Consider the following 22,312-nt stretch of genomic DNA (forward strand, 5'->3'; position numbering starts at 1 on the left):
TACGCCGCGCGCCGCGCCTCACCCCGACGAAGGGTGAGGCACGGCGGCTTCGGTGATCAGCCGGCGGACGGCAGGTCCTGCCGCACGGTGATCGCGTTCAGGCGGATCGCGTACCGCGCGGTGTTCCCGACGGTCAGGGAACGGACCTGCTCCGGGCCCAGCGCGACCGTCACATTGGCGCAGAAGGCGATGGAGTAGACAGAAGCCCCGGTCTCCTCGTCCTGGAGGGCGAACAGCAGGTTGTAGTAGTAGCTCGTACGGTCCGGATCCTCCCGGTAGAAGGAGAGGTGCGTGCCCTCCTGCTCGCCCAGGCCCACGAAGGCTGCGGTCAGCGCCTGCTCGACCTTGTCCCAGAAGACGGAGTTGGCCGTCGGGAGCGGAAGGGCCTGGCGTACAGCCTCCTTGAGGGACAGGACCATGACGCTGACGGGAGCGGTCTCCTGCAGACCCCAGCCACGGATGATCTTTACGGTCGAACAGTCCGGGATGCCGCTCGCCGCCCGGCTGATCTCACCGAAGTCGAAGTCCACGGTCGCCGGGGCGATCGCGTGCTGGAATCCGGCCTCAATGTCCCGTGCCCTGCCCATGAAGGACGACCCCACCTCGAAGACGGTCTTGAACGTTGTCTTCTCGGTGGCGATCTGGTCAGCCATCGCTGCTCCTAGCGTGTCGGAAGTGATCGCGCCCGGTCGGAGAGTATGCCGTCCGTACGCTCGCCTTCCGCACGGGGCACGGTTCGCTCCCACGGCCGTCAGAGCGGGTCGACGGGCAACCAGGACAGATCGTCCAAAGACGGCTCGGCCGACGGCTGCTGACCGTCGTTCAGTGACTGCTCGATCCACATGACTTTGCCGGTCGCCGTGTACCTGGTTCCCCACCGCCCGGCGAACTGGGAGACGAGGAACAGACCGCGCCCGCCTTCGTCGGTGGCGGCGGCGCGCCGCACGTGCGGGGCGGTGCTGCTGCCGTCGGACACCTCGCAGATCAGACCGCGCTCGTACATCAGCCGCACGTGGATCGGCTCGGAGCCGTAGCGGATGGCGTTGGTGATGAGTTCGCTCAGCATGAGTTCGGTGGTGAACCCGATCTCCCCGAGCCCCCACGTCTCCAGCTGACGGCCGCACGCGGCGCGGACGGGAGCGACGGCCGCGGGGTCGGCCGGGACGTCCCAGTCGGCGACCCGGGCACGGTCCAGCAGATGAGTGCGGGCCACCAGCAGCGCGATGTCGTCACTGCGGTGCGGCGGCAACATCGCACTGAACACGGCCTGGCAGGTCTCCTCGGGCGTCGGGTTCGTGGCGTCGGCGAGGGTGTCGCGCAGGAGGCGCAGGCCGGTGTCGATGTCGCGGTCGCGGTGCTCGATGAGGCCGTCGGTGTAAAGGACGAGCCGGCTGCCCTCGGGCAGGGGCACTTCGGCGGTCTCGAAGGGCAGGCCGTGGAGGCCGAGCGGCGGAAAGACGGGCATGTCCAGGATCTCCACCGTGCCGTCGGGGCGGACCAGCGCGGGGGCGAAGTGCCCGGCCGTAGCCATGCTGCACACGCCGGAGACCGGATCGTAGATGGCGTACAGGCAGGTGGCGCCCGCGATGCCGTCGCCGTCGTCGTCCCCCTCCTCGTCGTCGATACGGGAGACCAGCTCGTCGAGGTGGCCCAGGAGCTCGTCCGGCGACAGGTCGAGGGCGGAGAAGTTGTGGACGGCGGTGCGCAGCCGGCCCATCGTGGCGGCGGCGTGCAGGCCGTGGCCGACGACGTCGCCGACGACCAGGGCGACCCGCGCCCCCGGCAGCGGGATGACGTCGAACCAGTCGCCGCCCACCCCGGCCTGCGCGGGCAGATAGCGGTAGGCGACATCCACGGCGTCCTGCTCGGGCAGGACGCGGGGCAGCAGGCTGCGCTGGAGCGTTACGGCCATCGTGTGTTCGCGGGTGAAGCGACGGGCGTTGTCGATGGCGACCGCCGCGCGGGCCGCGAGTTCCTCGGCGAACGCCACATCTTCTTCCCCGAAACGCTCAGTGGGCTCCGCGCGCCAGAAATTCGCCATGCCCAGGACGACACCACGGGCCTGCAACGGCACCGAGACCAGCGAACGGATGCCGTAGGCGAGGGCCCGGTCGGCCCCCACCGGATCCTGGGACCGCCAGCCGTGGGCCACCGTCAGATCGGCCTCCAGCACCGCATGGCCGCTTGCCAGCGCCGCTGCCATCGGCGTCGTGGGGACGACGAATCTGATCAGGTCGCCCACCGGCTGGAAAGGCCGGCCCTCCTCACGGCGGCCGCTCACAGCGGCGCGGCGCATTTCGGTGTACGCGCCCGTCGGCTCCTCGCCCTGCAGTACGGGGTCCAGCAGCTCCACCGTGGCGAAGTCCGCGAACCGGGGGACCGCCACCTCGGACAGTTCCTCGGCGGTACGCATCACGTCCAGCGTGGTACCGATCCGCACCCCGGCGTCGTACAGCAGTTTCAGGCGCTCCCGGGCCACCTCCGCCGCGCCGGACAGCGCGCGCAGCTCGGTGGTGTCGCGGAGCGTCGCGGCAGTGCCGGGAGGACCTCCGTGCGGGGCGGTGGGCCGTGTATTGACAGCCAGCAGACGATCCCCGGCCAGGTGCACCTCGTCGGTCACCGCGCGGCCCGAGACCAGCAGCTCGGCGATGGGGGCATCGAGGCCCACCTCGGTGACGTGCCGGCCCTCCGCGCCCGCGGGCAGCTCCAGGAGCCTGCGTGCCTCGTCGTTGACCAGCGTCAGCCGGCCGTCGTCCCCGACGATGAGCACCCCTTCCCGGACGGCGTGCAAAACCGCGTCGTGGTGTTCGTACATCCGGGTCATCTCGGTGGGGCCGAGGCCGTGCGTCTGCCGGCGCAGCCTCCTGCTCACGAGCACGGAGCTGCCCGTGGCGAGAACGAGTGCGGTGGTGGCGGAGGCGAGGAGCATCGGCAGATGGCGGTCCACCGCGTCACCGACGTTCTCGACAGTGACACCGGCGGCCACCAGGCCGACGACGGAACCGGCGCGGTCCACCACGGGCACGACGGCGCGGGCCGCGTCGTTCGGGGCGCCCGTGAAGATCTCCGTGAAGGTTTCTCCGGCCGAGGCGCGTTCGACATCCTCGGCGCGCTCGCCGATCAGCGTCGGATCGGTGTCGACGTACCGGGTGCCGTCCGGGGCCATGACCGCCATGAAGTCCACGCCCGATCCCCGCCGGGCCGACTCCGCGTGGGCTTGCAGAACCGCGGCCGGGTCGGGAGACCGCAGGGCGTCGACGGTGCCCGGGGCGTCCGCGAAGGCCGCCGCGGCGGCGAGCGAGCGGTTACGGGCGTCCCGCTCGCTGTCGTGGCGCGTCTGGAACGCGAGCGCGACCACCGCGGCGGTGATCAGCAGCACCGCGACCATGATCTGGAGGAAGAGGACCTGACCGGCGGCGCTGCGCGCCTCCAGCCGGGAAAGCACTCCTCGCCGTGACGAGCGCGGTGACCCGACATGCCTGGATCGTCCGAGGCGTCCGCTCATGCCCTATTTTTAGCATTGCGTGGCATTTTAGGGGCAGCCGTCGAGGGTGACGGCGCCGCCTAGAACGGGATCGAGCCGACCCCGGAAATCTTCAGCCGCCCACTGCCGATGGCGGTGCGCTTCGCCAGGACGCTCGCCTCCCGGCCGTCCGGCAGCCGCAGCGTGGCGCGGTCGCCCTCCATCGCCGCGAAGAACTCTTCTGTCACCTTGTCGGTCTGCGCGCTGCCGCCCCACTCGGCCAGCTCGGCGCGGCCGCCGCTGAGGGTGGCCACGACCTCGATCTCGACGTCACCGGTGATGAGGACCGCGGGGCCCTGGTAGTTACTCATGGTCCCCAGTGTGCGCCCACCGGCCGCCGCGTCCTACCACAGGGGCGAGGTGCGCTGGGTGTACGACCGGCCGTGCGCTCCAGCGGGGTGCCCTCAGGCGCCCTGCTGGAGCGCACGGCCGTGAATTTCTCAATCACTCGCTACGGGAAGGGTGTTCACCCGCCCCGGCGGTCGCTTTAGTACGGTCCGTTGACGTTGTCGATCGAGCCGTAGCGGTCCGCGGCGTAATTGCACGCGGCGGTGATGTTGGCGACAGGGTCGTAGCTGTCCATCGACGTACCGGGCACGTGGTAGGCCGCGAAGGTCGGCTGGATGACCTGGAGGAGCCCCTTGGACGGCGTACCGGCCACGGCGTTGGAGTCCCAGTTGTTGATCGCCATCGGGTTGCCCGAGGACTCACGCATGATGTTGCGGTGGATGCCCTCGTACGTGCCGGGGATGCCGTGCTTGGCCATGACGGCCAGCGACTCCTTGATCCAGCCGTCCAGGTTGTTGGCGTACGTCGTGGTCTTCGTGACGGCGGTGCGGGTCTCGGAGCGGTCGGCCCGCTCGGCCGGGGCCTTCGCGGGCGTCTTCGCCTTCGGCTCGGCCTTCGCGCCGATCGTCAGCTTGAGGCCGGGGTGAATCAGCGCCGGGTTGTCGCCGATGACCTGACGGTTGTCCTCGTACAGCTTCTTCCAGCCGCCGCTCACGGAACGCGCGTCCGCGATCTTGGACAGGGAGTCACCCGCGACCACGGAATAGGTCTTGGGCTCGGCCTTCTTCGCGGCGGCGGCGACGGCCGGCGCGGCCTTCTCGACAGCTGCGGGCTGCGCGGCGGTGGCGGAGGTCGCCCCGATCAGCGGCAGGGCGAGTGCGGCGCCACCCGTGCTCGCGGCGATGAAACCGCGAGTGAGTGATCTGGCCTTGGGACGACGGTGCTTACCCTTCGAGGGCATAACGAATTCCTCTCCGTCGCCTGCGAGGTGAGCTGTCGGGTTCGGGCTGGAGATGCCCGGTCGCACGGTCAATGCGACTTCACCCCAAGCCGTTCCGGATTCCGGATCGGCGGCTTACCTGGTTCCCCCGCTCCTGCCGTACGTGAGTGTGAGTGGGTGCGGTTTCCGGACGGCGGCAGGATTCGGCGGTCCACCCGGATTGACGGTGACGGTAAGCGAGACAGGCAGGTAAGAACAAGCCCCGGATTCCGCGTCGCAATGGAGATGGCCTATCAGGACGTGGAAACTTCTGTCACTGTCCGTGGGCGGCAGGCGCAACTTTCCCTCTATTGACGGGAACTGAGGCGTTGGCACTACCGCGTTTCGCTGCCGACGTGACTCCTGTCACGGATGACGTCGAGCGGCCGACCATTCAGGCAAACCGCCCACATTGGTCATTCGTGGGCGGAATGCGTGCTATTGGAGCGGTGTGGGCCGGGAGTGCTTGCGCCGAACGCCGTAACTCCTCTGTCCCCGCGGCGACTTGCGCGCCCCTTTCCGCAAGTCCACCGCGCGCTGAAGGGAGTTGCTCCGCGACGGTCCGGTCATGGGCGGCATTGGGCAAACTGGAATAAACTGATACAAACAGCCTCGCGCGGGTATCCATCCCACATGAACGAAACCAGGCCTCTGGCCGTCGTTACCGGTGCCTCCAGCGGAATCGGTTTCGAGCTGGCCAAGCAATTCGCTGAAAATGGATTCGACCTTCTGCTGGCCGCTGAGAATTCCGACCTCGCCCTCGCGGCGGACGAAGTGCGGGCCCATGGAGCCGACGTACACATCGTGAAGGCCGATCTGGCGACACCGGACGGCACGCAGCGACTGCTCGGCGCCATCACGGCGACCGGGCGGCCGGTCGCCGCCGCCGCACTCAACGCCGGCGTCGGGCAGGGCGGGGCCTTCCTCGACACGGACCTCGCCGACCAGCTGCGTGTCATCGACCTCAACATCACGTCCACCGTGCGGCTGGCGAAGGGCCTGCTGCCCGACATGGTCGCTCGCGACGAGGGCAGAATCCTGTTCACGTCGTCCATCGCGGCAACGATGCCGGGCTCCTTCCAGGCGGTGTACAACGCCTCCAAGTCCTTCATCCAGTCGTTCGCCCAGGCGTTGCAGAACGAACTGAAAGACACCGCGGTGACGATCACGTCGGTCATGCCCGGCCCGACGGAGACCCACTTCTTCCACCGCGCCGGCATGGATGACACCCAGGTCGGGCGGCAGAAGAAGGACGATCCCGAAGAGGTGGCGAGGCAGGGCTTCGCGGCGCTGATGGCCGGCCGGAAGAAGGTCGTGGCGGGCTCCGTGAAGACCAAGGCGCAAGGGCTGGTCAACAAGGTCGTCCCCGACAGCGTCAAGGCCGCCGCCCACCGGAAAATGGCGGAACCCGGATCCGGCGAACCGAAGTGAGCGCCTTCCTGCTCTTTTACGGCAGAGGTGTGCCCCCGGTGGCGTTGACAATCTCAGCCGTGATGTAGCTCGCCTGCGGAGAAGCGAGGAATACGTAGGCCGGGGCCATCTCGGCAGGCTGTGCCGGGCGGCCCAGAGGCGCCTGCTTTCCGAACTTCGTGGTGTCCGGCATGGTCGCCGGAATCAGCGGCGTCCATACCGGGCCGGGAGCGACAGCGTTGACCCGGATGCCGCTGGACGCCACCATTTGCGCCAGCCCCTGAGTGAACGCGACGATGGCCGACTTCGTCATGGCGTAATCGAGCAGATGAGGGCTGGGTTTGTACGCCTGGACGGAGGACGAGTTGATAATGCAGCCGCCCTCGGGGATGTGGGGGAGGGCCATCTTCGACAGCCAGAACATGCCGTAGAGGTTGGTCTTCATGACCCGGTCGAATTGATCGGTCGTGATGGCGCTGATGCCGTCCGGCTGGGACATCTGATAGGCGGCGTTGTTCACCAGAATGTTGATGTGGCCGAATTCCGTGATCGCGCGGTCAATCAGCGCACGGCACTGCTCCTCGTCCCGGATGTCGCAGCTCACCGCGACAGCCCTGCGGCCCGCCTCCTCGACGAGGCGGGAGGTCTCGGCGGCCTCTTTGTCCTCCTCCGGAAGATGAGTGAGCAGAACATCGGCACCCTCACGGGCGAAGGCCAGGCACACCGCCCGGCCGATCCCGGAGTCCCCGCCGGTCACCACCGCCGCGAGGCCTTTCAGAAGCCCGTTTCCCCGGTAGGAGTCCTCGCCGTGATCGGGCGGAGGATCCATCGGGCCCGTCCAGCCGGGGTGTTCCTGTTCCTGGTCCGGGAGCTCCGGCTGCGGATGCTTCGTGACGGGGTTTTCCGGGGTTTCCCCCTCGCGGCTCTCTTCATTCATCGCGGCCTCCTTGTTGATCGGATTTGGTCACATCTGGGTTCCCCAAAGCCCAGCGCTCGAATCCACGGGCCTTGTCATGTGCATTGACACGCGCGCACGCCCGCTGCTTGATTGATGCCGCACCACGTTTGGGAGCGCTCCCACCGACGAGCGATGGGAGCGCTCCCACTCGGCCCCCGAAGTCTTCTGACAGGGAGATCCGCACGTGAGCCACCACAGAAAAAGCCGAAGAACGTTAGCGGCTGTCGCCGCCGGCACCGCCACCAGCCTGCTGCTCGCGGCGGCCGGACTGATCGGCACCACGCCGGCGGTCGCGGCCGAGGCGGCCGAAGCGCACGTCGACAATCCGTTCGCGGGTGCCTCGTCCTACATCAACCCCGACTACGCGACACTGATCGACGGGTCCATCGCCAAGACCGCCGACGCCACGGTCAAGGCGAAGATGGAGAAGGTCAAGAGCTATCCCACCGCCGTCTGGCTGGACCGCATCGCCGCGATACACGGCGGCAGCGCCAACGGGGGCCGCAAGAGTCTGGCCGACCACCTCGACCTGGCGCTGGCCCAGAAGAAGCCCGGACAGCCGCTGACCGCCACGTTCGTGGTGTACGACCTGCCGGGCCGGGACTGCGCCGCCCTCGCCTCCAACGGTGAACTGCCCCTCACACAGGCGGGCCTGGACCGCTACAAGGCCGAGTACATCGACGCCATCACCAGCGTCTTCGCCGCCCCGAAGTACCAGGACATCCGCATCACCACGGTGATCGAACCGGACGGCCTGCCGAACCTGGTCACCAACCTGGCGGACCCCGAGTGCGCGCAGGCGAAGAGCAGCGGCATCCAGGTCAAGGGCATCCAGTACGCCCTGGACAAGCTGCACGCCATCCCGAACGTCTATACGTACCTGGACTTCGCCCACTCCGGCTGGCTGGGCTGGGACACCAACCTGACGCAGACCACGCAGCTGTACACGGACGTCGCCAAGGGCACCGCCGCGGGTCTGAGCAGCGTTGACGGCCTGATCACCAATGTCTCCAACTACACGCCGCTGGCCGAGCCGTTCCTCACCGACCCCGACAAGACCGTCGGCGGGAACATGGTCAAGTCGGGCAAGTTCTACGAGTGGAACCCGAACTTCGACGAGTCGGACTTCACCAAGTCCGTTCACCGGGCGCTGGTCGCCCAGGGCTGGCCCGCGTCCACCGGCATGGTCGTCGACACGTCCCGCAACGGCTGGGGCGGCAGCGGGCGGCCGACCGCCGAAAGCACCAGCACCACCCTCGACACGTACGTGAGCGAGTCCAAGGCGGACCGCCGGGCCCACCGCGGGCTGTGGTGCAACCACAGCGGCGCCGGTATGGGGCAACCGCCGCAGGCCGCCCCCGCCGGCTACCCGGATTCGCATCTGGACGCGTTCCTGTGGGTCAAGCCGCCCGGCGAATCGGACGGCGCGAGCGAGGACATCCCGAACGACGAGGGCAAGCGCCCGGACCCGATGTGCAACCCGTCGTACACCGCGCCGGGCGCCGGCAACGGCAAGACCGGCGCGCTGCCGGACGCGCCACTGGCCGGTCACTGGTTCCACAACCAGTTCGAGATGCTGGTGAGGAACGCCTACCCGGCCGTCCCCACCGACGGTGGCGGCGACCCGGACCCGACGGACACGCAGGCGCCGACCGCCCCCACTGCCCTGAGCAGCACGGCGAAGACGGCGAACAGTGTGTCGCTGGCGTGGAACGCGTCGACGGACAACGTCGGGGTGACGGGTTACGACGTCTACCGGGGCACGGTGAAGGCGAACACGACACCGGTGGCCGGTACGTCCTTCACGGACACCGGCCTGTCGCCGTCCACGGCGTACAACTACACGGTCCGGGCGCGTGACGCGGCGGGCAACGTGTCGGCGGCCTCCGCGGTGTTGAGCGTGACGACCGGGGCCGGAGGTGGTGGCGGCGATCCGTCCGGTGCGCTGAAGGTCCGGTACAAGAACAATGACGCCTCCGCCACGGACAACTCCATCCGGCCGGGTCTCCAGGTGGTCAACACCGGTTCCGCCGCGCTCGATCTGAGCAAGGTCTCGGCGCGCTACTACTTCACCCGCGACGGCGGGTCGTCCTCGGTGAGCGCGTTCTGCGACTACGCGGCGGTGGGCTGCTCGCAGGTGAAGCTGCGGGTCGTTCCGCTGACCACTCCGGTCACGGGTGCGGACGCCTACCTGGAGGTGACGTTCTCGGGTGGCTCGCTGGCGGCCGGGAAGGACACCGGTGACGTCCAGCTGAGGCTGAGCAAGTCCGACTGGTCCAACTTCAACGAGGCCAACGATTACAGCCGTACGGCGGCTACCGCGTACGCCGATGCGCCGGCCATCCCGGCGTACACCGGCTCCACGCTCGCCTGGGGCGCCCCGCCGGCCTGACCGGCGAACGCTCGTCACTCCTGACCCCTGTCCCGCCCGGCCGGCCGCCGTACCGGCCGGGCGGGACAGGCCCATTTCTGGGCGATCGTTTCCTAAGCCACCGTGCACGCGGCTGCGTTGAGGCTGAACTGCGTCGGCTTGGTGAACGTTCCCGTATACGTGCCCTGGAAGCCGAACGACTGGCTGCCGTTCGGGGCGATCTGGGCGTTGGACGAGGTGTTGCTCGCGGTCACCGCGCCGGAGGACGGGGCGATGGTGGCGTTCCAGGCGTTGGTGACGCTCTGGCCGGACGGGAGCGTGAACGCCACCTTCCAGCCGTTGACGGGCGCGGAGCCGGTGTTGGCGACGGTCACATTGGCGGTGAAGCCGCCGGGCCAGACGTTCGTGGCGTACGTGACCTTGCAGGCCGCCGGCGTTCCCGGGTCACCCGGGTCACCGGGGTCGGTGCTGCCGCTGTTGATGGTGGAGGAGAAGGAGTCGACCCGCAGGCCGGCGCCGTTCTGCCACGGTTCGAACCCGGCCTGCACGCTGGTGATGTACCACGACGGCTGGGCCATCCCGCGGGCGACGGTCTGGTCGACGAAGTCCATCACGTCGAAGCTCCAGCCGGCGATCGCCGAGGGCGCTATGAACGAGATGACGTCGTTGGAGCCGTTGCTGCCGGTCCAGACGTCCCAGGTACGGCCGCCCACACTGGCCGTACCGGTCTTGGAACCGATCGGCTGGATCGGGCCCACCCGGTTGAACCAGATCATGATCTCGGTCCGGCTCACGCCGTCGGTCTTGGGGGTCGGGTCGAGCCAGATGTCGTACGACGCGTTGTAGACCGCGTTGCTGACGTAGCCGTACGAGATGCTGCTCGGCGCGCTGCTGATCGTGCTCACCTGCTTGGGCAGGTTGGTGCCGGGCGAGCAGTTCGTGTAGTGGCAGCCGTTGTAGATGGACGGGTACGACTTGGGCGCCCCGTTGGTCGGGACGGAGCCGTCGGCCCGGGTGAGCTCGAAACCGGTGGCGGTCGCGTTGACGCATTGCGTGGCGCTGGTGCCCCAGCGGTTGTTCTGGACCACGTAGCGGCCCTGGATGGTGGTGGAACCGAACTGATCGCATATCAGGGTGTCGGCCTGTGCGGGCCCTGCCGTCGTCACGAGAGTGGCCAGTGACGCCAAGGCCACCAGCATCGTCATGAGGGCCGTGCGGACGGACCGGACACAGCGCGGTAGCGGTCTCATGTGGCTCCTTCGGTGAGAAGCGTTGCGGGTGGAATGGGAGCGCTCCCGTCTCGGGCTCTGTGGGAGCGCTCCCAGGGAGCGCTCCCACTTGTGCTTCGGCAGGGACTGTAGGGACCTCCCGAAGCGCTGGCAAGTGCCTTGCATCGCAAGGGAATTGGCCATCGGCGCCCCGTGCGCGTAGCACTACGACCGGCCCACGGCGAGGAGTCATCCGGCCGAATCGCCTCGCCGTCGGCTTTCTTGGCCGGTTCACGCCGCCCGACAACGATTGACGGGAGCGTGTCAATTCCGCACAGTGAAGGTGAGGAAGGGATGCATCCGGTCGGCGTCCCTGAATGGGAGCGCTCCCGAAATCCCTTCCCCCTTTCCCGCCAGGACCCTGTTCATCCGTCCTGCCCGCACAGGAGGAAATCCCCATGCGCAGCCCCGCGTTACGACTGACCATGGCCGGCCTGGCCGCCCTCGCACTGGTGATCGCCACGATCGCCGTCCAGCTGACCACCTCCCGGACGGCCACCGCCGCCGCCGGACAGACCACAGCCGTCACCGGCGGCCCGGACAGCTTCACCCAGCAGCTGCCGACCGGCGGAGCCTCGCAGTACACCACCCCGCTCGAACGCTGCCACACCAGCCCCAGCTACCCGATATCCGGCACCAACCCCATCCTGAACGAGCCGCTGACCACGTCCTTCACCTCGAACGTCCCGCTCACCGTCAGCGTGCGAGCCGACAACACCACCGGTTACGGGCTGCGGGAGCTGGTCTTCACCAACCGTTCCAACAAGCCGGTCCACCTGGACTGCGGCGTCCTGATCTTCCGCGCTCCGTCCGGCTCGGACCAGCACCACTACGGTGCCTCCCAGGCGTTCGGGCACCCGCAGCAGGACTTCCTGGAGGTCAAGCGGGGCGACGGTACGTCGTTCTACATCGCGCGCCTCGGCTTCCACGACGTGTCGCTGCCCCAGCGCGGCATCGACCCCGGCCACGCCTGGGTGTACAAGCTCGGCGGCCCGAACCAGGGCGCGGTGGCCCTGGAAACCACCCGTGACTCCGTCCGCTTCACCGCGGACCTGAACGTCTCTGCCAACACCGACCTGGTGAAGAAGTACGGCACCGTCCGCTACGCCAACTGACCACCCACGCCGCCCCGAGGACCGGGCCTACGCACCCGGTCCTCGGGGCCCGTGCCACGGAAGGACTCACATGCGCGCCGACCGCGCCCCGCTGCTGCGGCTGTCCTGCGTGATCGCCGCACTGCTCGCGGTGGCACTGGTCAGCCGCGCCCAGGACACCGCCGGCTCGCCGGCCTCCACCGGACAGGCGGCCGAGGCCGGAGCCACCGCCGGGCAGGCCGCCCGGTCGGCCGCGCAGACCCACCTCGGGCTGCTCTCGGGCGGCGACTGGTCGGCGGCGTGGGAGGGATGGAGCAGCGGCGCCCAGCGGCACGTCCCCCGGGACACCTACGTCCGTACGCACCGGATCTGCCACCCCCTGCTCGCCGTCCCGTTCCAGACGGTACGGGCGGTCCCGCTGGACCGGCGTACGGTCGACATCGGCTGGCAGGGCGGGGAGGCCTCCGGCACCCTGCGCATGGTGTCCGAGCGAGGCGTATGGCGGGTCGCGCCGACCAGGACGCAGCTGGCCCGGTACGAGAACGGACCCGACGCGGCGGTCGCCGCGCTGCGCGGCCGCGGTGAATGCGACGCACGTCAGGCGGAGGCGCGCACCACCAGCTTCGTACGCAGGATGACGTGACGCCAGGCCGCGCTGGGTTCGTCGATGTCCTCCAGCAGTACGCGTGCCATGGCGCGGCCCATCTCCTCCACCGGCTGGCGGACGGTGGTGAGTTGCGGATCGGTGTGCTGCGCGAGCGGGGAGTCGTCGAACCCCACGACGGCCACGTCCTGCGGCACCCTGCGGCCTGCCGCGCGCAAGGTGTGCAACGCGCCCGCGGCCATGATGTCCGACGCCGCGAACACCGCGTCCAGCTCCGGATGGCGCTCCAGGAGCTCGGCCATCGCCCGGCGCCCGCTCTCCTCGGTGAAGTCGCCCTGCGCGATCAATGACGCCTCCACCTCGCCGAAGGCCTTCCGCATCTCCTCCTCGTAGCCCCGGAGCCGGCACTGCGCGACGTACATGTCCGGTGGACCGGTCACCGTGGCGATGGCCCGCCGCCCCGTGTCCACCAGGTGGCGGACCGCCGACCGGGCCCCGCCGACGTTGTCGGAGTCGACGTACGACACCGACTCGTCGCTGGAGCGCCGGCCACTGAGGACAGTCGGCAGTTCCAGTTCGGCGAGCATGTCGGGGAGCGGGTCGTCGCCGTGCAGGGACACCATCAGCACCCCGTCCACCCGGCCGGCGCGCGCGTACTGCACGAACCGCTGCCGTTCCTTTTCGGTACGTACCAGCGTCAGCAGCAGCTGGATGTCGGTGTCGGCCAGTCCGGCGCCGACCGCGTGGACGATGTCGGAGAAGAACGGCTCCGCGAAGAAACGCCGCTCGGTCTCCGTGATCACCAGCGCCACCGCGTCGGTGCGGCTGCCGGCCAGCGCCCGGGCGGCGTGGTTGGGAACGTAGCCGAGCTCGGCTATCGCCCGTTCGACCGTCAGCCGTGTCGCGGCCTTCACCCCGGGCGCGTTGTTGATGACACGGGACACCGTGCCCCGCCCGACGCCCGCGAACGCGGCGACTTCCTCGAGCGTGGGCGGGCCCGTACGTCCTCTCGTCACCATCGCGCGCGACCTCCAGGAGGGATATCCGGTCCTCGGAGCACCTGTTGGTACGAGGACAGGTCACATCGAATCACCGGACGCGCTCCCATCCCAACCCGTTGATCACATTGATCGGTGCGTCACCGCGTCGGCGCGGCCCGCACAAGAGGATGATTCGAGCGGGAAAATGCTGTCGAGCGGGCGAATGGTGATCTCTGGCATGCGCGTCCTGTGTACTTCGGTTCTCTCCCCATCCCACACGCGCGAGGCGCTCCGCTTCGCGCGCCTGCTGTCCGGCGCGGGTCATGAAGTGCACATCGCCACCGAGGAGTACCTGCTCGGTTTCTACCTGGACCAGGGCGTTCTGGCGACAGCATGTCTGCCGAGCCTGTTCGGTGACGCGATGACGGCCGGTCAGGAAACCCGCGATGCCGTCAAGCAGCTCCAGACCGGTGCCGCGTCCCGGGGATCGGCGGCGCTCGCACTGGCGGGCCCGCACCTGGCCGGTCAGCTCAACGCGCTGGACGCGGTGGCCCACGACTTCAAGCCGGATCTGCTGCTGCGCGACGCGATGGACGTCAGTGCCTGCCTCGTGGCCGAGAAACTGGGCATCCCCCAGGTCGCGATGCCGTCCGGGGCGAAGGGCTTCACCGACCCGACGGCTCTGCTGCCGCATCTCAACCGCTGGCGCTCCACCGTCGGCCTGCCGGAGCAGGACGATCCGATGTCCCTGACACCCCACGGGCACCTGGACGATCTTCCGCCCTCCTGGACCTTCGCTCCGCACCTCCCGCCCGCGCTCGCGTACCGCCGGCCGGCGTCCGCCGATCCCCGTGCGAAACTCCCCCGCTGGGTGGTCGGCCTGCCCATCGACCGGCCATTGGTGTACGCCGGTATCGGTTGCGCTCTGCCGCTCTTCGCGCACTCGCCGGACGGGCATCAGCCGCTGCCGGGACAGCCGGATCCGGCGACGGTCCTACGGTCCATGATCGAGGCGTTGTCACGGCTCGACTGCAACGCGGTGGTGTCCACCAGCGGAGTGACCGTCGCCGGTCTCGATCCCGCCCCCCATGTGCATGTCGTCGACTCCGTACCGCAGCCACTGCTGCTGGAAGCGGCCGACCTCTTCCTCACCCACGGCGGCTACACCAGCGTGTGGGAGTCGATCAGCACCGCGACTCCCATGGCGGTACTGCCCCGGACGGCGGACCAGCCGATGAACGCGCGGCGCGTCACCGAGCTGGGCCTCGGCAGCGAGGTCACCGATCCCACTCCGTCCGGCATCGCGTCGACGTGCCGCCGGCTGCTCGACGACGGCTCCGTACTGCGGCGAGTGAAGCAGGCCCGGCTGGCCTGCCTTGCCCTGCCGACCGTCGAAACAGCGCTGGATGACTTGGAAAGCCTGGTCAATCACCACACGGCCCCACAATGAAAGGTCCGTGTGGTACCCACTGGTGACTGACGTCGACGTCGGCACAGGCACCGGCACCAACGATCTGGAGGAGTGGGCAGATGGCGCACGAGCGAGCGGGACAGCAGGCCGGACCGGACGATCTGACCGATGTGGCCCGGCTGGTGACCGCGTACTACGCCCTGCACCCCGACGTGCGGGAGCCCGGTCAGCGCGTCGCGTTCGGAACCTCCGGGCACCGGGGAACGTCCCTGGCCACCGCCTTCAACGAGGACCACATCGCCGCGACCAGCCAGGCGATCTGCGAGTACCGGAGCCAACAGGGCACCGACGGGCCGCTCTTCCTCGGCGCCGACACCCACGCGCTGTCCGAGCCGGCCCGGGTGACGGCGGTCGAGGTCTTCGCCGCCAACGACGTGACCGTGCTCATCGACACGGCCGACGGCTACACCCCCACCCCGGCGGTGTCGCACGCCATCCTGGCCCACAACCGCGGCCGGACCTCGGGCCTCGCCGACGGTGTGGTCGTCACCCCGTCCCACAACCCGCCCGCCGACGGCGGCTTCAAGTACAACCCGCCCAGCGGCGGTCCCGCCGGATCGCAGGCGACCGGCTGGATCCAGGACCGCGCCAACGAGATCATCGCGAACGGAATGAAGGACGTACGACGCCTGCCGTACACCCGGGCCCTCGCCGCGCCCACCACCGGCCGGTACGACTTCCTGGGCAGCTACGTAGCCGACCTGCCGTCCGTCCTCGACCTGGACGCGGTACGCGCCGCGGGCGTGCGCATCGGCGCCGATCCGCTGGGCGGGGCGTCGGTCGCGTACTGGGGCCGCATCGCCGAGCAGCACAGCCTCGACCTGACCGTCGTCAATCCGCGCACCGACCCCACCTGGCGCTTCATGACGCTGGACTGGGACGGCAAGATCCGGATGGACTGCTCGTCGCCGTACGCGATGGCCTCCCTGATCGAGGGCCGTGACCGCTTCCAGATCGCCACCGGCAACGACGCCGACGCCGACCGGCACGGCATCGTCACCCCCGACGCCGGCCTGATGAACCCCAACCACTACCTCGCCACCGCCATCGGCTACCTCTACGCCCACCGCGAGCAGTGGCCCGCCGGGGCCGGAGTCGGCAAGACACTCGTATCGTCCGGGATGATCGACCGCGTCGCGGCCGACCTCGGGCGCCAACTGGTCGAAGTGCCCGTGGGTTTCAAGTGGTTCGTGGAGGGGCTGTCCGACGGCTCGCTCGGCTTCGGCGGCGAGGAATCCGCCGGCGCCTCCTTCCTGCGCCGCGACGGTTCGGTGTGGACCACCGACAAGGACGGCATCATCCTGGCGCTGCTCGCCTCCGAGATCCTCGCGGTCACCGGGAAGTCGCCCTCCGAGCACTACGCGGTGCTCACCGCCCGCTTCGGGGAGCCCGCCTACGCGCGCATCGACGCCCCGGCCAACCGGGAGGAGAAGGCGGTACTGGCACGCCTCTCGCCCGAGCAGGTCACGGCGGACACGCTGGCCGGGGAGCCGATCACCGCCGTACTGACCGAGGCCCCCGGCAACGGCGCCCCCATCGGCGGCATCAAGGTGACCACCGAGAGTGCCTGGTTCGCCGCCCGCCCGTCGGGCACGGAGGACGTCTACAAGGTGTACGCCGAGTCCTTCCTCGGCCCGGACCACCTCGCCCGCGTCCAGGAGGAGGCCAAGGCCGTCGTATCGGCGGCTCTGGCGGGCTGACCCACCCCTGTCGGGAGAGGTACGGTCTAGAGATATCTTGATGTCAAGCAATGTTGCAGACGTGGAGCGGAGCACCCGGTGACTGACTCGACCATCATCTACACACACACCGACGAGGCCCCGGCCCTGGCGACGTATTCGTTCTTGCCTGTGGTCGAGGCCTACGCCTCGACGGCCGGGGTCACGGTGGAGAGCCGCGACATCTCGCTGGCGGGGCGCATCATCGCCCTCTTCCCCGAGTTCCTCAAGGAGAGCCAGCGCATCGACGACGCGCTCGCCGAGCTGGGTGAGCTGGCCAAGACGCCCGGCGCGAACATCATCAAGCTTCCGAACATCTCGGCTTCGATCCCGCAGCTGAAGGCCGCGATCGCCGAGCTCCAGCAGCAGGGCTACGCGCTGCCGGACTACCCCGACGACCCGAAGACCGACGCGGACAAGGACGTCCGCGCGCGCTACGACAAGGTCAAGGGCAGCGCCGTCAACCCCGTGCTGCGCGAGGGCAATTCCGACCGCCGCGCCCCCGCGTCGGTCAAGAACTACGCCCGCAAGCACCCGCACCGCATGGGCGCCTGGACGGCCGACTCGAAGACCAACGTCGCGCACATGGACAACGACGACTTCCGCTCCACCGAGAAGTCCGCCGTCATCTCCGAGGCGGGCTCGCTGCGCATCGAGCTCGTGGGGGACGACGGCACCACCACCGTCCTGCGTGAGTCGGTGCCCGTCCTGGAGGGCGAGGTCGTCGACGCGGCCGTCATGCGCGTCGCGGCGCTGCGCGAGTTCTTCACGGCGCAGGTCGCCCGCGCCAAGGCCGAGGGTATTCTCTTCTCCGTACACCTGAAGGCCACGATGATGAAGGTCTCCGACCCGATCATCTTCGGCCACGTGGTGCGCGCCTTCTTCCCGAAGACCTTCGCGAAGTACGGCGAGGTGCTCGCCGCCGCCGGTCTGACGCCCAACGACGGCCTCGGCGGCATCCTCAAGGGCCTGGACTCCGTGCCGCACATCGGCGCCGAGATCAAGGCGTCCTTCGAGGCCGAGCTGGCCGAGGGCCCGGCCCTCGCGATGGTCGACTCCGACAAGGGCATCACCAACCTGCACGTACCGAGCGACGTCATCGTCGACGCCTCCATGCCGGCCATGATCCGCACCTCCGGCCACATGTGGGGCCCGGACGGCCAGGAGGCCGACACCCTCGCGGTCCTCCCGGACAGCAGCTACGCCGGCATCTACCAGGTCGTCATCGACGACTGCCGTGCGAACGGCGCGTTCGACCCGTCCACGATGGGCTCGGTGCCGAACGTCGGCCTGATGGCCCAGAAGGCCGAGGAGTACGGCAGCCACGACAAGACCTTCGAGATCCCCACCACCGGTACGGTCCGGGTCGTCGACGCGGCCGGCAACGCCGTGCTGGAGCAGGCCGTCGGCGCCGGCGACATCTTCCGCATGTGCCAGACCAAGGACCTGCCGGTCCAGGACTGGGTCAAGCTGGCCGTCACCCGCGCCCGCGCGACCGGCGTCCCGGCCGTCTTCTGGCTCGACGAGAGCCGCGCGCACGACGCGCAGCTGATCGCCAAGGTCAAGACGTACCTCGCGGAGCACGACACCGAGGGCCTGCAGATCGAGATCATGCCGCCGGTCGAGGCGACCGCGTTCTCCCTGGAGCGCATCCGCCGCGGCGAGGACACCATCTCGGTCACCGGCAACGTCCTGCGTGACTACCTCACCGACCTGTTCCCGATCCTCGAGCTCGGTACGAGCGCGAAGATGCTCTCGGTCGTCCCGCTCATGAACGGCGGCGGCCTGTTCGAGACCGGCGCCGGTGGCTCCGCGCCCAAGCACGTGCAGCAGCTCGTCAAGGAGAACTACCTGCGCTGGGACAGCCTGGGTGAGTTCCTCGCGCTCGCGGTGAGCTTCGAGCACCTCGCGCAGACGACGGACAACGCGCGCGCCCAGGTGCTCGCCGACACCCTCGACCGGGCGACGGCGACCTTCCTGGAGGAGGACAAGTCGCCGAGCCGTCGCCTCGGTGGCATCGACAACCGCGGCAGCCACTTCTACCTGGCGCTGTACTGGGCCCAGGAGCTGGCGAAGCAGACCGAGGACGCCAAGCTCGCCGAGGCGTTCGCCGCTCTCGCCAAGACGTTGGCCGAGCAGGAGCGGACCATCGTCGACGAGCTCATCGCGGTGCAGGGCTCGCCGGCCGACATCGGCGGCTACTACCGTCCCGACGCGGCCAAGGCCAAGGCCGTGATGCGCCCGTCGACCACGTTCAACCAGGCCATCGCGACGCTCGCCTGACGGCAGCAGCTGTCCGGTTCTGCCGTACGTTCCGCCCCGGCCCCGCATCCACGCGGGCCGGGGCGGTGCCGTCCGCGGGGGAGTCAGGCGCCGGCGCCGCCCGGCTTCAACCGCGCGATACGGGAGGCCAGTTCCCGCTGGTAGAAGTCGATGAAGCCGTCGGGATCGGGGCCGGCGTTCTGCATGACCAGCCGGTCGAAGCCCGCGTCGACGAACTGCTGCGCGACCTGGACGTACCGGGCGGGGTCTGTGCCGCAGGCGAACTTTTCGAGGATGTCGTCCTCGCGCACGGTCGTGGTCGCCGCGTCGAAGTTGACCGGGTTCGGCAGCTCGCTCATGACTTTCCATCCGGTCACCGCCCAGCGCGACGTCTCCAGCACGGCCTTCGCGGCGGTGTGCTCGTCGGGCGCCCAGGCCATCGGTACCTCCGCGTAGTGCGGGCCGCTGCCGCCCGCGTCGCGGTACTGCTGGACGATCTCCGGCTTGTCCTCGGTGGCGAACAGACCGTCCCCGAGCTCCGCGGCGATCCGCGTGGAGGCCGGGCCGCTCGCGGCCACCGCGATCAGCGGCAGTTCCTCCGGGAGGTCGAACACCCGGGCGTCCTGGAGCCGCAGGTGCTTGCCGTCGTACGACTGGTAACCGCCGCGCCACAGCAGCCGGATGATCTCCAGGGCCTCCCTGAGCATCTCGTGCCGGGTGCTGACGGTGTCCGGGAAGCCCTGGCCGACGACGTGCTCGTTGAGCCGCTCCCCGGACCCGATACCGAGGACGAAGCGGCCGTCCGACACCAGGGCCAGCGTCGCCGCGGCCTGGGCGACGATCGCCGGGTGGTAGCGCACCGTCGGGCACGTCACGCCGGTCGCCAGGCCGATCCGTGAGGTCTTCGCCGCGATGCTGCCCAGGACGGTCCAGGCGAACGGCGAATGGCCCTGGTTGTCGAGCCAGGGGTGGTAATGGTCGCTGATCTCGACGAAATCGAAGCCGGCCTGCTCCGCCAGAACCGCCTGCCGCACCAGTTCCGCCGGGCCGAACGCCTCGGCGGCAAGCTTGTAGCCGATCTGCATGTGCTCCTCTTTCCTGGTTTCCCTGGCTTCCCTGGTACCCCTTCTGCCAGGGGCGTGCCGCGCCTTTCACCCGGTCGGCCCCGGTGCGCGGCCGGGTGACGGGGGCAGGGCGGAGCCGGGCAATCGGATGACGCCGGTCCGGTGACGACGTGGCGCGTTGGCCGCTGTCCGATGGCGGGCGTAGGAAGTGTGAGGGAGCCGGCCCGGGGTGGCGAAGCCCCGGGCGGCTCCCTTCGCCACGAGGATGGGAAGACGACACGTGACAACTGCCAGAGAGATCATGACCCCCGGCACCGAGTGCATCGGAGCGGACGAGACGGTGCTGGTCGCGGCCCGGAAGATGACGGAGCTGGGCGTCGGCGCCCTGCCGATCTGCGGGACCGACAACAAGCTCAAGGGCATGCTGACCGACCGCGACATCGTCGTGAAGGTCCTGGGGGCCGGCAAGGACCCCGCGAAGACGACTGCGGGCGAACTCGCGCAGGGCGAGGCGGTGACGATCGGCGCCGACGACGACGCCGGCGAGATCCTGCGCACGATGACCTCGCACAAGGTCCGCCGGCTGCCCGTGATCGACGGTCACGACCTCGTCGGCATCGTGGCCCAGGCCGATGTCGCGCGGGCCCTGCCCGACCCGCAGGTGGGCGACCTTCTCGAAGCCCTTTCCACGGACTGACCACAGCGGCCGCCAGAACAGTCCACTCATTCCAAATTGGACTTGGCGGGGCTTCTATTGGCATCGCTACGGTGCGGGCATGCGAATCTACGTTGTCGACGCCTTCACCGATCGTCCGTTCGCCGGGAACCCGGCGGGTGTGTGTCTCCTGCCCGCCGGGGAGTGGCCGGACGACGGCTGGATGCAGAAGGTCGCCGCCGAACTGAACCACTCGGAGACCGCCTTCGCGCTCCCGCTGTCCGATACGGCCGAGGCCGACTGGGCGATCCGCTGGTTCGCCCCGCTCGTCGAGACCAATCTGTGCGGCCATGCCACATTGGCCACCACGCACGTGCTGCGCGCCGAGCGTGGACTGGTGGGTACGGTCCGCTTCAGCAGCCGGGAGAGCGGCGTCCTCCTCGCGCACACCGACGAGGAAGGCAGCATCACGCTGGACTTCCCGGCCGCCCCGGGCTCCGAAGTGCCCGTACCGGACGGACTGGCCGACGCACTCGGGACCGAGCCCGAGGCCACCTTCCGTACGGGCGCGCTGGGTGACCTGCTGACCGTCCTGCCCGACGAGGACGCGGTCCGCGCCGTGACCCCCGACCTGGACGCGGTAGCCGCCCTGACGCGCCGCGAGGGGCTGCGGGGAGTCGTCATCACCGCCCCGGCCGAGGCAGGACGGGCGTACGACTTCGTCTCGCGCTTCTTCTCGCCGGCCGAGGGCATCCTGGAGGATCCCGTCACGGGCAGCGCCCACACCGCGCTCGCGCCGTACTGGTCCGGGCGCCTCGGCCGTGACGGGCTCACCGGCCTGCAGGCCTCTGTGCGCGGTGGCCTGGTCCGTACCGCCGTGCGCGGTAACCGGGTTCACCTCACCGGGAACGCCGTTACGGTGCTGGACGCCACCCTGCACGCCTAGACGCGGGGGCTGAACACCACGGGCCAGGACCCCCGGCCGGAGTCCTGGCCCGTATCGGCCGCTGTGCGGTCTCGGGGCTACTTCTTGCCTCGGCCCGACATGGCGTCGCGCATCCGGTCCACGAGTCCGGCTCCGGGGGCGAGCAGCTTGTTGGCCGGCGGCTTGTCGGGCGCGGAGGGGTGCGGCCGCGTCGGCGCCATCTTCTTGGCCTGCCGGACCTTGTCGCCGAGGTCGTTCAGCATCTCGGCGGAACAGGACTCGCGCAGCCGGGGGAAGAGGTTGTTCTCCTCGTCCATGATGTGCGCCCTGATCTCCGTCATCAGCTTGCCCACCAGCATGTCGAACTGCGGGTCGTCCGCCTCGCAGCTCTCCATGTCCTTCATGGTGCGCTCCGCCTCGGCGTGGTCCTCCAGCTCCCGGTCCGCGAGTGCGTCACCGTCCGGGACGTGCTTGCGGACCGCCGGGTAGAGGTACGCCTCTTCCGCGACCGAGTGCCGGACCAATTCCATGGTGACCTGGTCCGCGTACACCTTCCGCTGCCGGTCGCCGGGCGGAAGTTCCTCGATATTGGTGAAAAGCTCCTCCACTTCCTGATGGTCAGTGGTCAATTCCGTGATGACGTCCGCGCCGTTTCCCATGGTTTTTGCTCCTCTGTTGGTTGGTGTGGTCCAGGTCACTGTCGGCTCGTGACGCGCGCCATTTCCACCGCCGGTCCCGGGAG

18 protein-coding genes and 1 riboswitch are annotated in these 22,312 nt (G+C 69.3%); of the genes, 9 read left to right on the forward strand and 9 right to left on the reverse strand.

Annotated elements, in window-relative coordinates:
* Positions 1–56 precede the first annotated feature (56 nt).
* The 4 genes from ABZX79_RS04585 to ABZX79_RS04600 form a co-directional block, all read right to left on the reverse strand.
* Positions 57–653, reverse strand: a complete 597-nt coding sequence (locus tag ABZX79_RS04585) for a Type-2Aa cytolytic delta-endotoxin (RefSeq protein WP_355251507.1) — start codon at positions 651–653, stop codon at positions 57–59.
* 98 nt (positions 654–751) lie between these two features.
* The gene (locus tag ABZX79_RS04590; protein WP_355251989.1) at positions 752–3,388 is read right to left on the reverse strand and encodes a SpoIIE family protein phosphatase; all 2,637 of its coding nucleotides are present in this window, start codon (positions 3,386–3,388) and stop codon (positions 752–754) included.
* Positions 3,389–3,564: 176 nt separating this feature from the next.
* Complete coding sequence (locus tag ABZX79_RS04595; RefSeq protein ID WP_355251510.1) at positions 3,565–3,834, reverse strand: DUF4873 domain-containing protein; 270 nt, start codon at positions 3,832–3,834, stop codon at positions 3,565–3,567.
* Between the two features lie 176 nt (positions 3,835–4,010).
* Positions 4,011–4,772 (reverse strand): LysM peptidoglycan-binding domain-containing protein, encoded by a 762-nt coding sequence (locus ABZX79_RS04600; RefSeq protein ID WP_355251513.1) that lies wholly within the window; start codon positions 4,770–4,772, stop codon positions 4,011–4,013.
* A 4-nt stretch (positions 4,773–4,776) separates the two neighbouring features.
* A riboswitch (cyclic di-AMP (ydaO/yuaA leader) is annotated at positions 4,777–4,941 on the reverse strand.
* A gap of 482 nt (positions 4,942–5,423) precedes the next feature.
* Here ABZX79_RS04600 and ABZX79_RS04605 point away from each other — a divergent pair.
* Complete coding sequence (locus ABZX79_RS04605) at positions 5,424–6,221, forward strand: SDR family NAD(P)-dependent oxidoreductase (protein WP_355251516.1); 798 nt, start codon at positions 5,424–5,426, stop codon at positions 6,219–6,221.
* 16 nt (positions 6,222–6,237) lie between these two features.
* On the opposite strand, the gene ABZX79_RS04610 is transcribed toward ABZX79_RS04605, so the two are convergent.
* On the reverse strand, positions 6,238–7,137 hold the full coding sequence (locus ABZX79_RS04610) for an SDR family oxidoreductase (protein WP_355251519.1): 900 nt from the start codon (positions 7,135–7,137) through the stop codon (positions 6,238–6,240).
* 205 nt (positions 7,138–7,342) lie between these two features.
* On the opposite strand from ABZX79_RS04610, the gene ABZX79_RS04615 reads away from it, so the two are divergent.
* Entirely contained in the window at positions 7,343–9,550 is a 2,208-nt protein-coding gene (locus ABZX79_RS04615; protein ID WP_355251522.1) for a glycoside hydrolase family 6 protein, read from the forward strand.
* Between the two features lie 92 nt (positions 9,551–9,642).
* Here ABZX79_RS04615 and ABZX79_RS04620 read toward each other — a convergent pair whose 3' ends face one another.
* A complete protein-coding gene (locus ABZX79_RS04620; RefSeq protein WP_355251525.1) occupies positions 9,643–10,779 on the reverse strand; it encodes a cellulose binding domain-containing protein in 1,137 nt (378 codons plus the stop codon).
* Between the two features lie 416 nt (positions 10,780–11,195).
* On the opposite strand from ABZX79_RS04620, the gene ABZX79_RS04625 reads away from it, so the two are divergent.
* Positions 11,196–11,912 (forward strand): hypothetical protein, encoded by a 717-nt coding sequence (locus tag ABZX79_RS04625; protein ID WP_355251528.1) that lies wholly within the window; start codon positions 11,196–11,198, stop codon positions 11,910–11,912.
* Between the two features lie 70 nt (positions 11,913–11,982).
* On the forward strand, positions 11,983–12,534 hold the full coding sequence (locus tag ABZX79_RS04630; protein ID WP_355251530.1) for a hypothetical protein: 552 nt from the start codon (positions 11,983–11,985) through the stop codon (positions 12,532–12,534).
* On the opposite strand, the gene ABZX79_RS04635 is transcribed toward ABZX79_RS04630, so the two are convergent.
* Positions 12,489–13,511, reverse strand: a complete 1,023-nt coding sequence (locus tag ABZX79_RS04635; RefSeq protein WP_355251992.1) for a LacI family DNA-binding transcriptional regulator — start codon at positions 13,509–13,511, stop codon at positions 12,489–12,491. The genes ABZX79_RS04630 and ABZX79_RS04635 overlap by 46 nt on opposite strands.
* 202 nt (positions 13,512–13,713) lie before the next feature.
* On the opposite strand from ABZX79_RS04635, the gene ABZX79_RS04640 reads away from it, so the two are divergent.
* The 3 genes from ABZX79_RS04640 (at position 13,714) to ABZX79_RS04650 (ending at position 18,947) form a co-directional block, all read left to right on the forward strand.
* Positions 13,714–14,925 carry a glycosyltransferase gene (locus ABZX79_RS04640; RefSeq protein ID WP_355251533.1) on the forward strand — a complete coding sequence of 404 codons (1,212 nt, stop codon included), beginning with the start codon at positions 13,714–13,716 and terminating at the stop codon, positions 14,923–14,925.
* Between the two features lie 80 nt (positions 14,926–15,005).
* Positions 15,006–16,646, forward strand: a complete 1,641-nt coding sequence (gene pgm, locus ABZX79_RS04645; protein ID WP_355251536.1) for a phosphoglucomutase (alpha-D-glucose-1,6-bisphosphate-dependent) — start codon at positions 15,006–15,008, stop codon at positions 16,644–16,646.
* A 78-nt stretch (positions 16,647–16,724) separates the two neighbouring features.
* Complete coding sequence (locus ABZX79_RS04650; RefSeq protein WP_355251538.1) at positions 16,725–18,947, forward strand: NADP-dependent isocitrate dehydrogenase; 2,223 nt, start codon at positions 16,725–16,727, stop codon at positions 18,945–18,947.
* Between the two features lie 83 nt (positions 18,948–19,030).
* Here ABZX79_RS04650 and ABZX79_RS04655 read toward each other — a convergent pair whose 3' ends face one another.
* Positions 19,031–20,011 carry a TIGR03557 family F420-dependent LLM class oxidoreductase gene (locus ABZX79_RS04655; RefSeq protein WP_355251540.1) on the reverse strand — a complete coding sequence of 327 codons (981 nt, stop codon included), beginning with the start codon at positions 20,009–20,011 and terminating at the stop codon, positions 19,031–19,033.
* A gap of 259 nt (positions 20,012–20,270) precedes the next feature.
* Here ABZX79_RS04655 and ABZX79_RS04660 point away from each other — a divergent pair, with 259 nt between their 5' ends.
* Together ABZX79_RS04660 and ABZX79_RS04665 are read left to right on the forward strand one after the other, a co-directional pair.
* The gene (locus ABZX79_RS04660) at positions 20,271–20,687 is read left to right on the forward strand and encodes a CBS domain-containing protein (protein ID WP_355251543.1); all 417 of its coding nucleotides are present in this window, start codon (positions 20,271–20,273) and stop codon (positions 20,685–20,687) included.
* A 79-nt stretch (positions 20,688–20,766) separates the two neighbouring features.
* A complete protein-coding gene (locus ABZX79_RS04665) occupies positions 20,767–21,591 on the forward strand; it encodes a PhzF family phenazine biosynthesis protein (protein WP_355251545.1) in 825 nt (274 codons plus the stop codon).
* A gap of 77 nt (positions 21,592–21,668) precedes the next feature.
* Here ABZX79_RS04665 and ABZX79_RS04670 read toward each other — a convergent pair whose 3' ends face one another.
* The gene (locus ABZX79_RS04670) at positions 21,669–22,229 is read right to left on the reverse strand and encodes a hemerythrin domain-containing protein (protein WP_355251548.1); all 561 of its coding nucleotides are present in this window, start codon (positions 22,227–22,229) and stop codon (positions 21,669–21,671) included.
* Between the last annotated feature and the right edge of the window lie 83 nt (positions 22,230–22,312).

It is taken from the genome of Streptomyces sp. NPDC002994, from assembly GCF_040611155.1.
GTDB lineage: Bacteria > Actinomycetota > Actinomycetes > Streptomycetales > Streptomycetaceae > Streptomyces.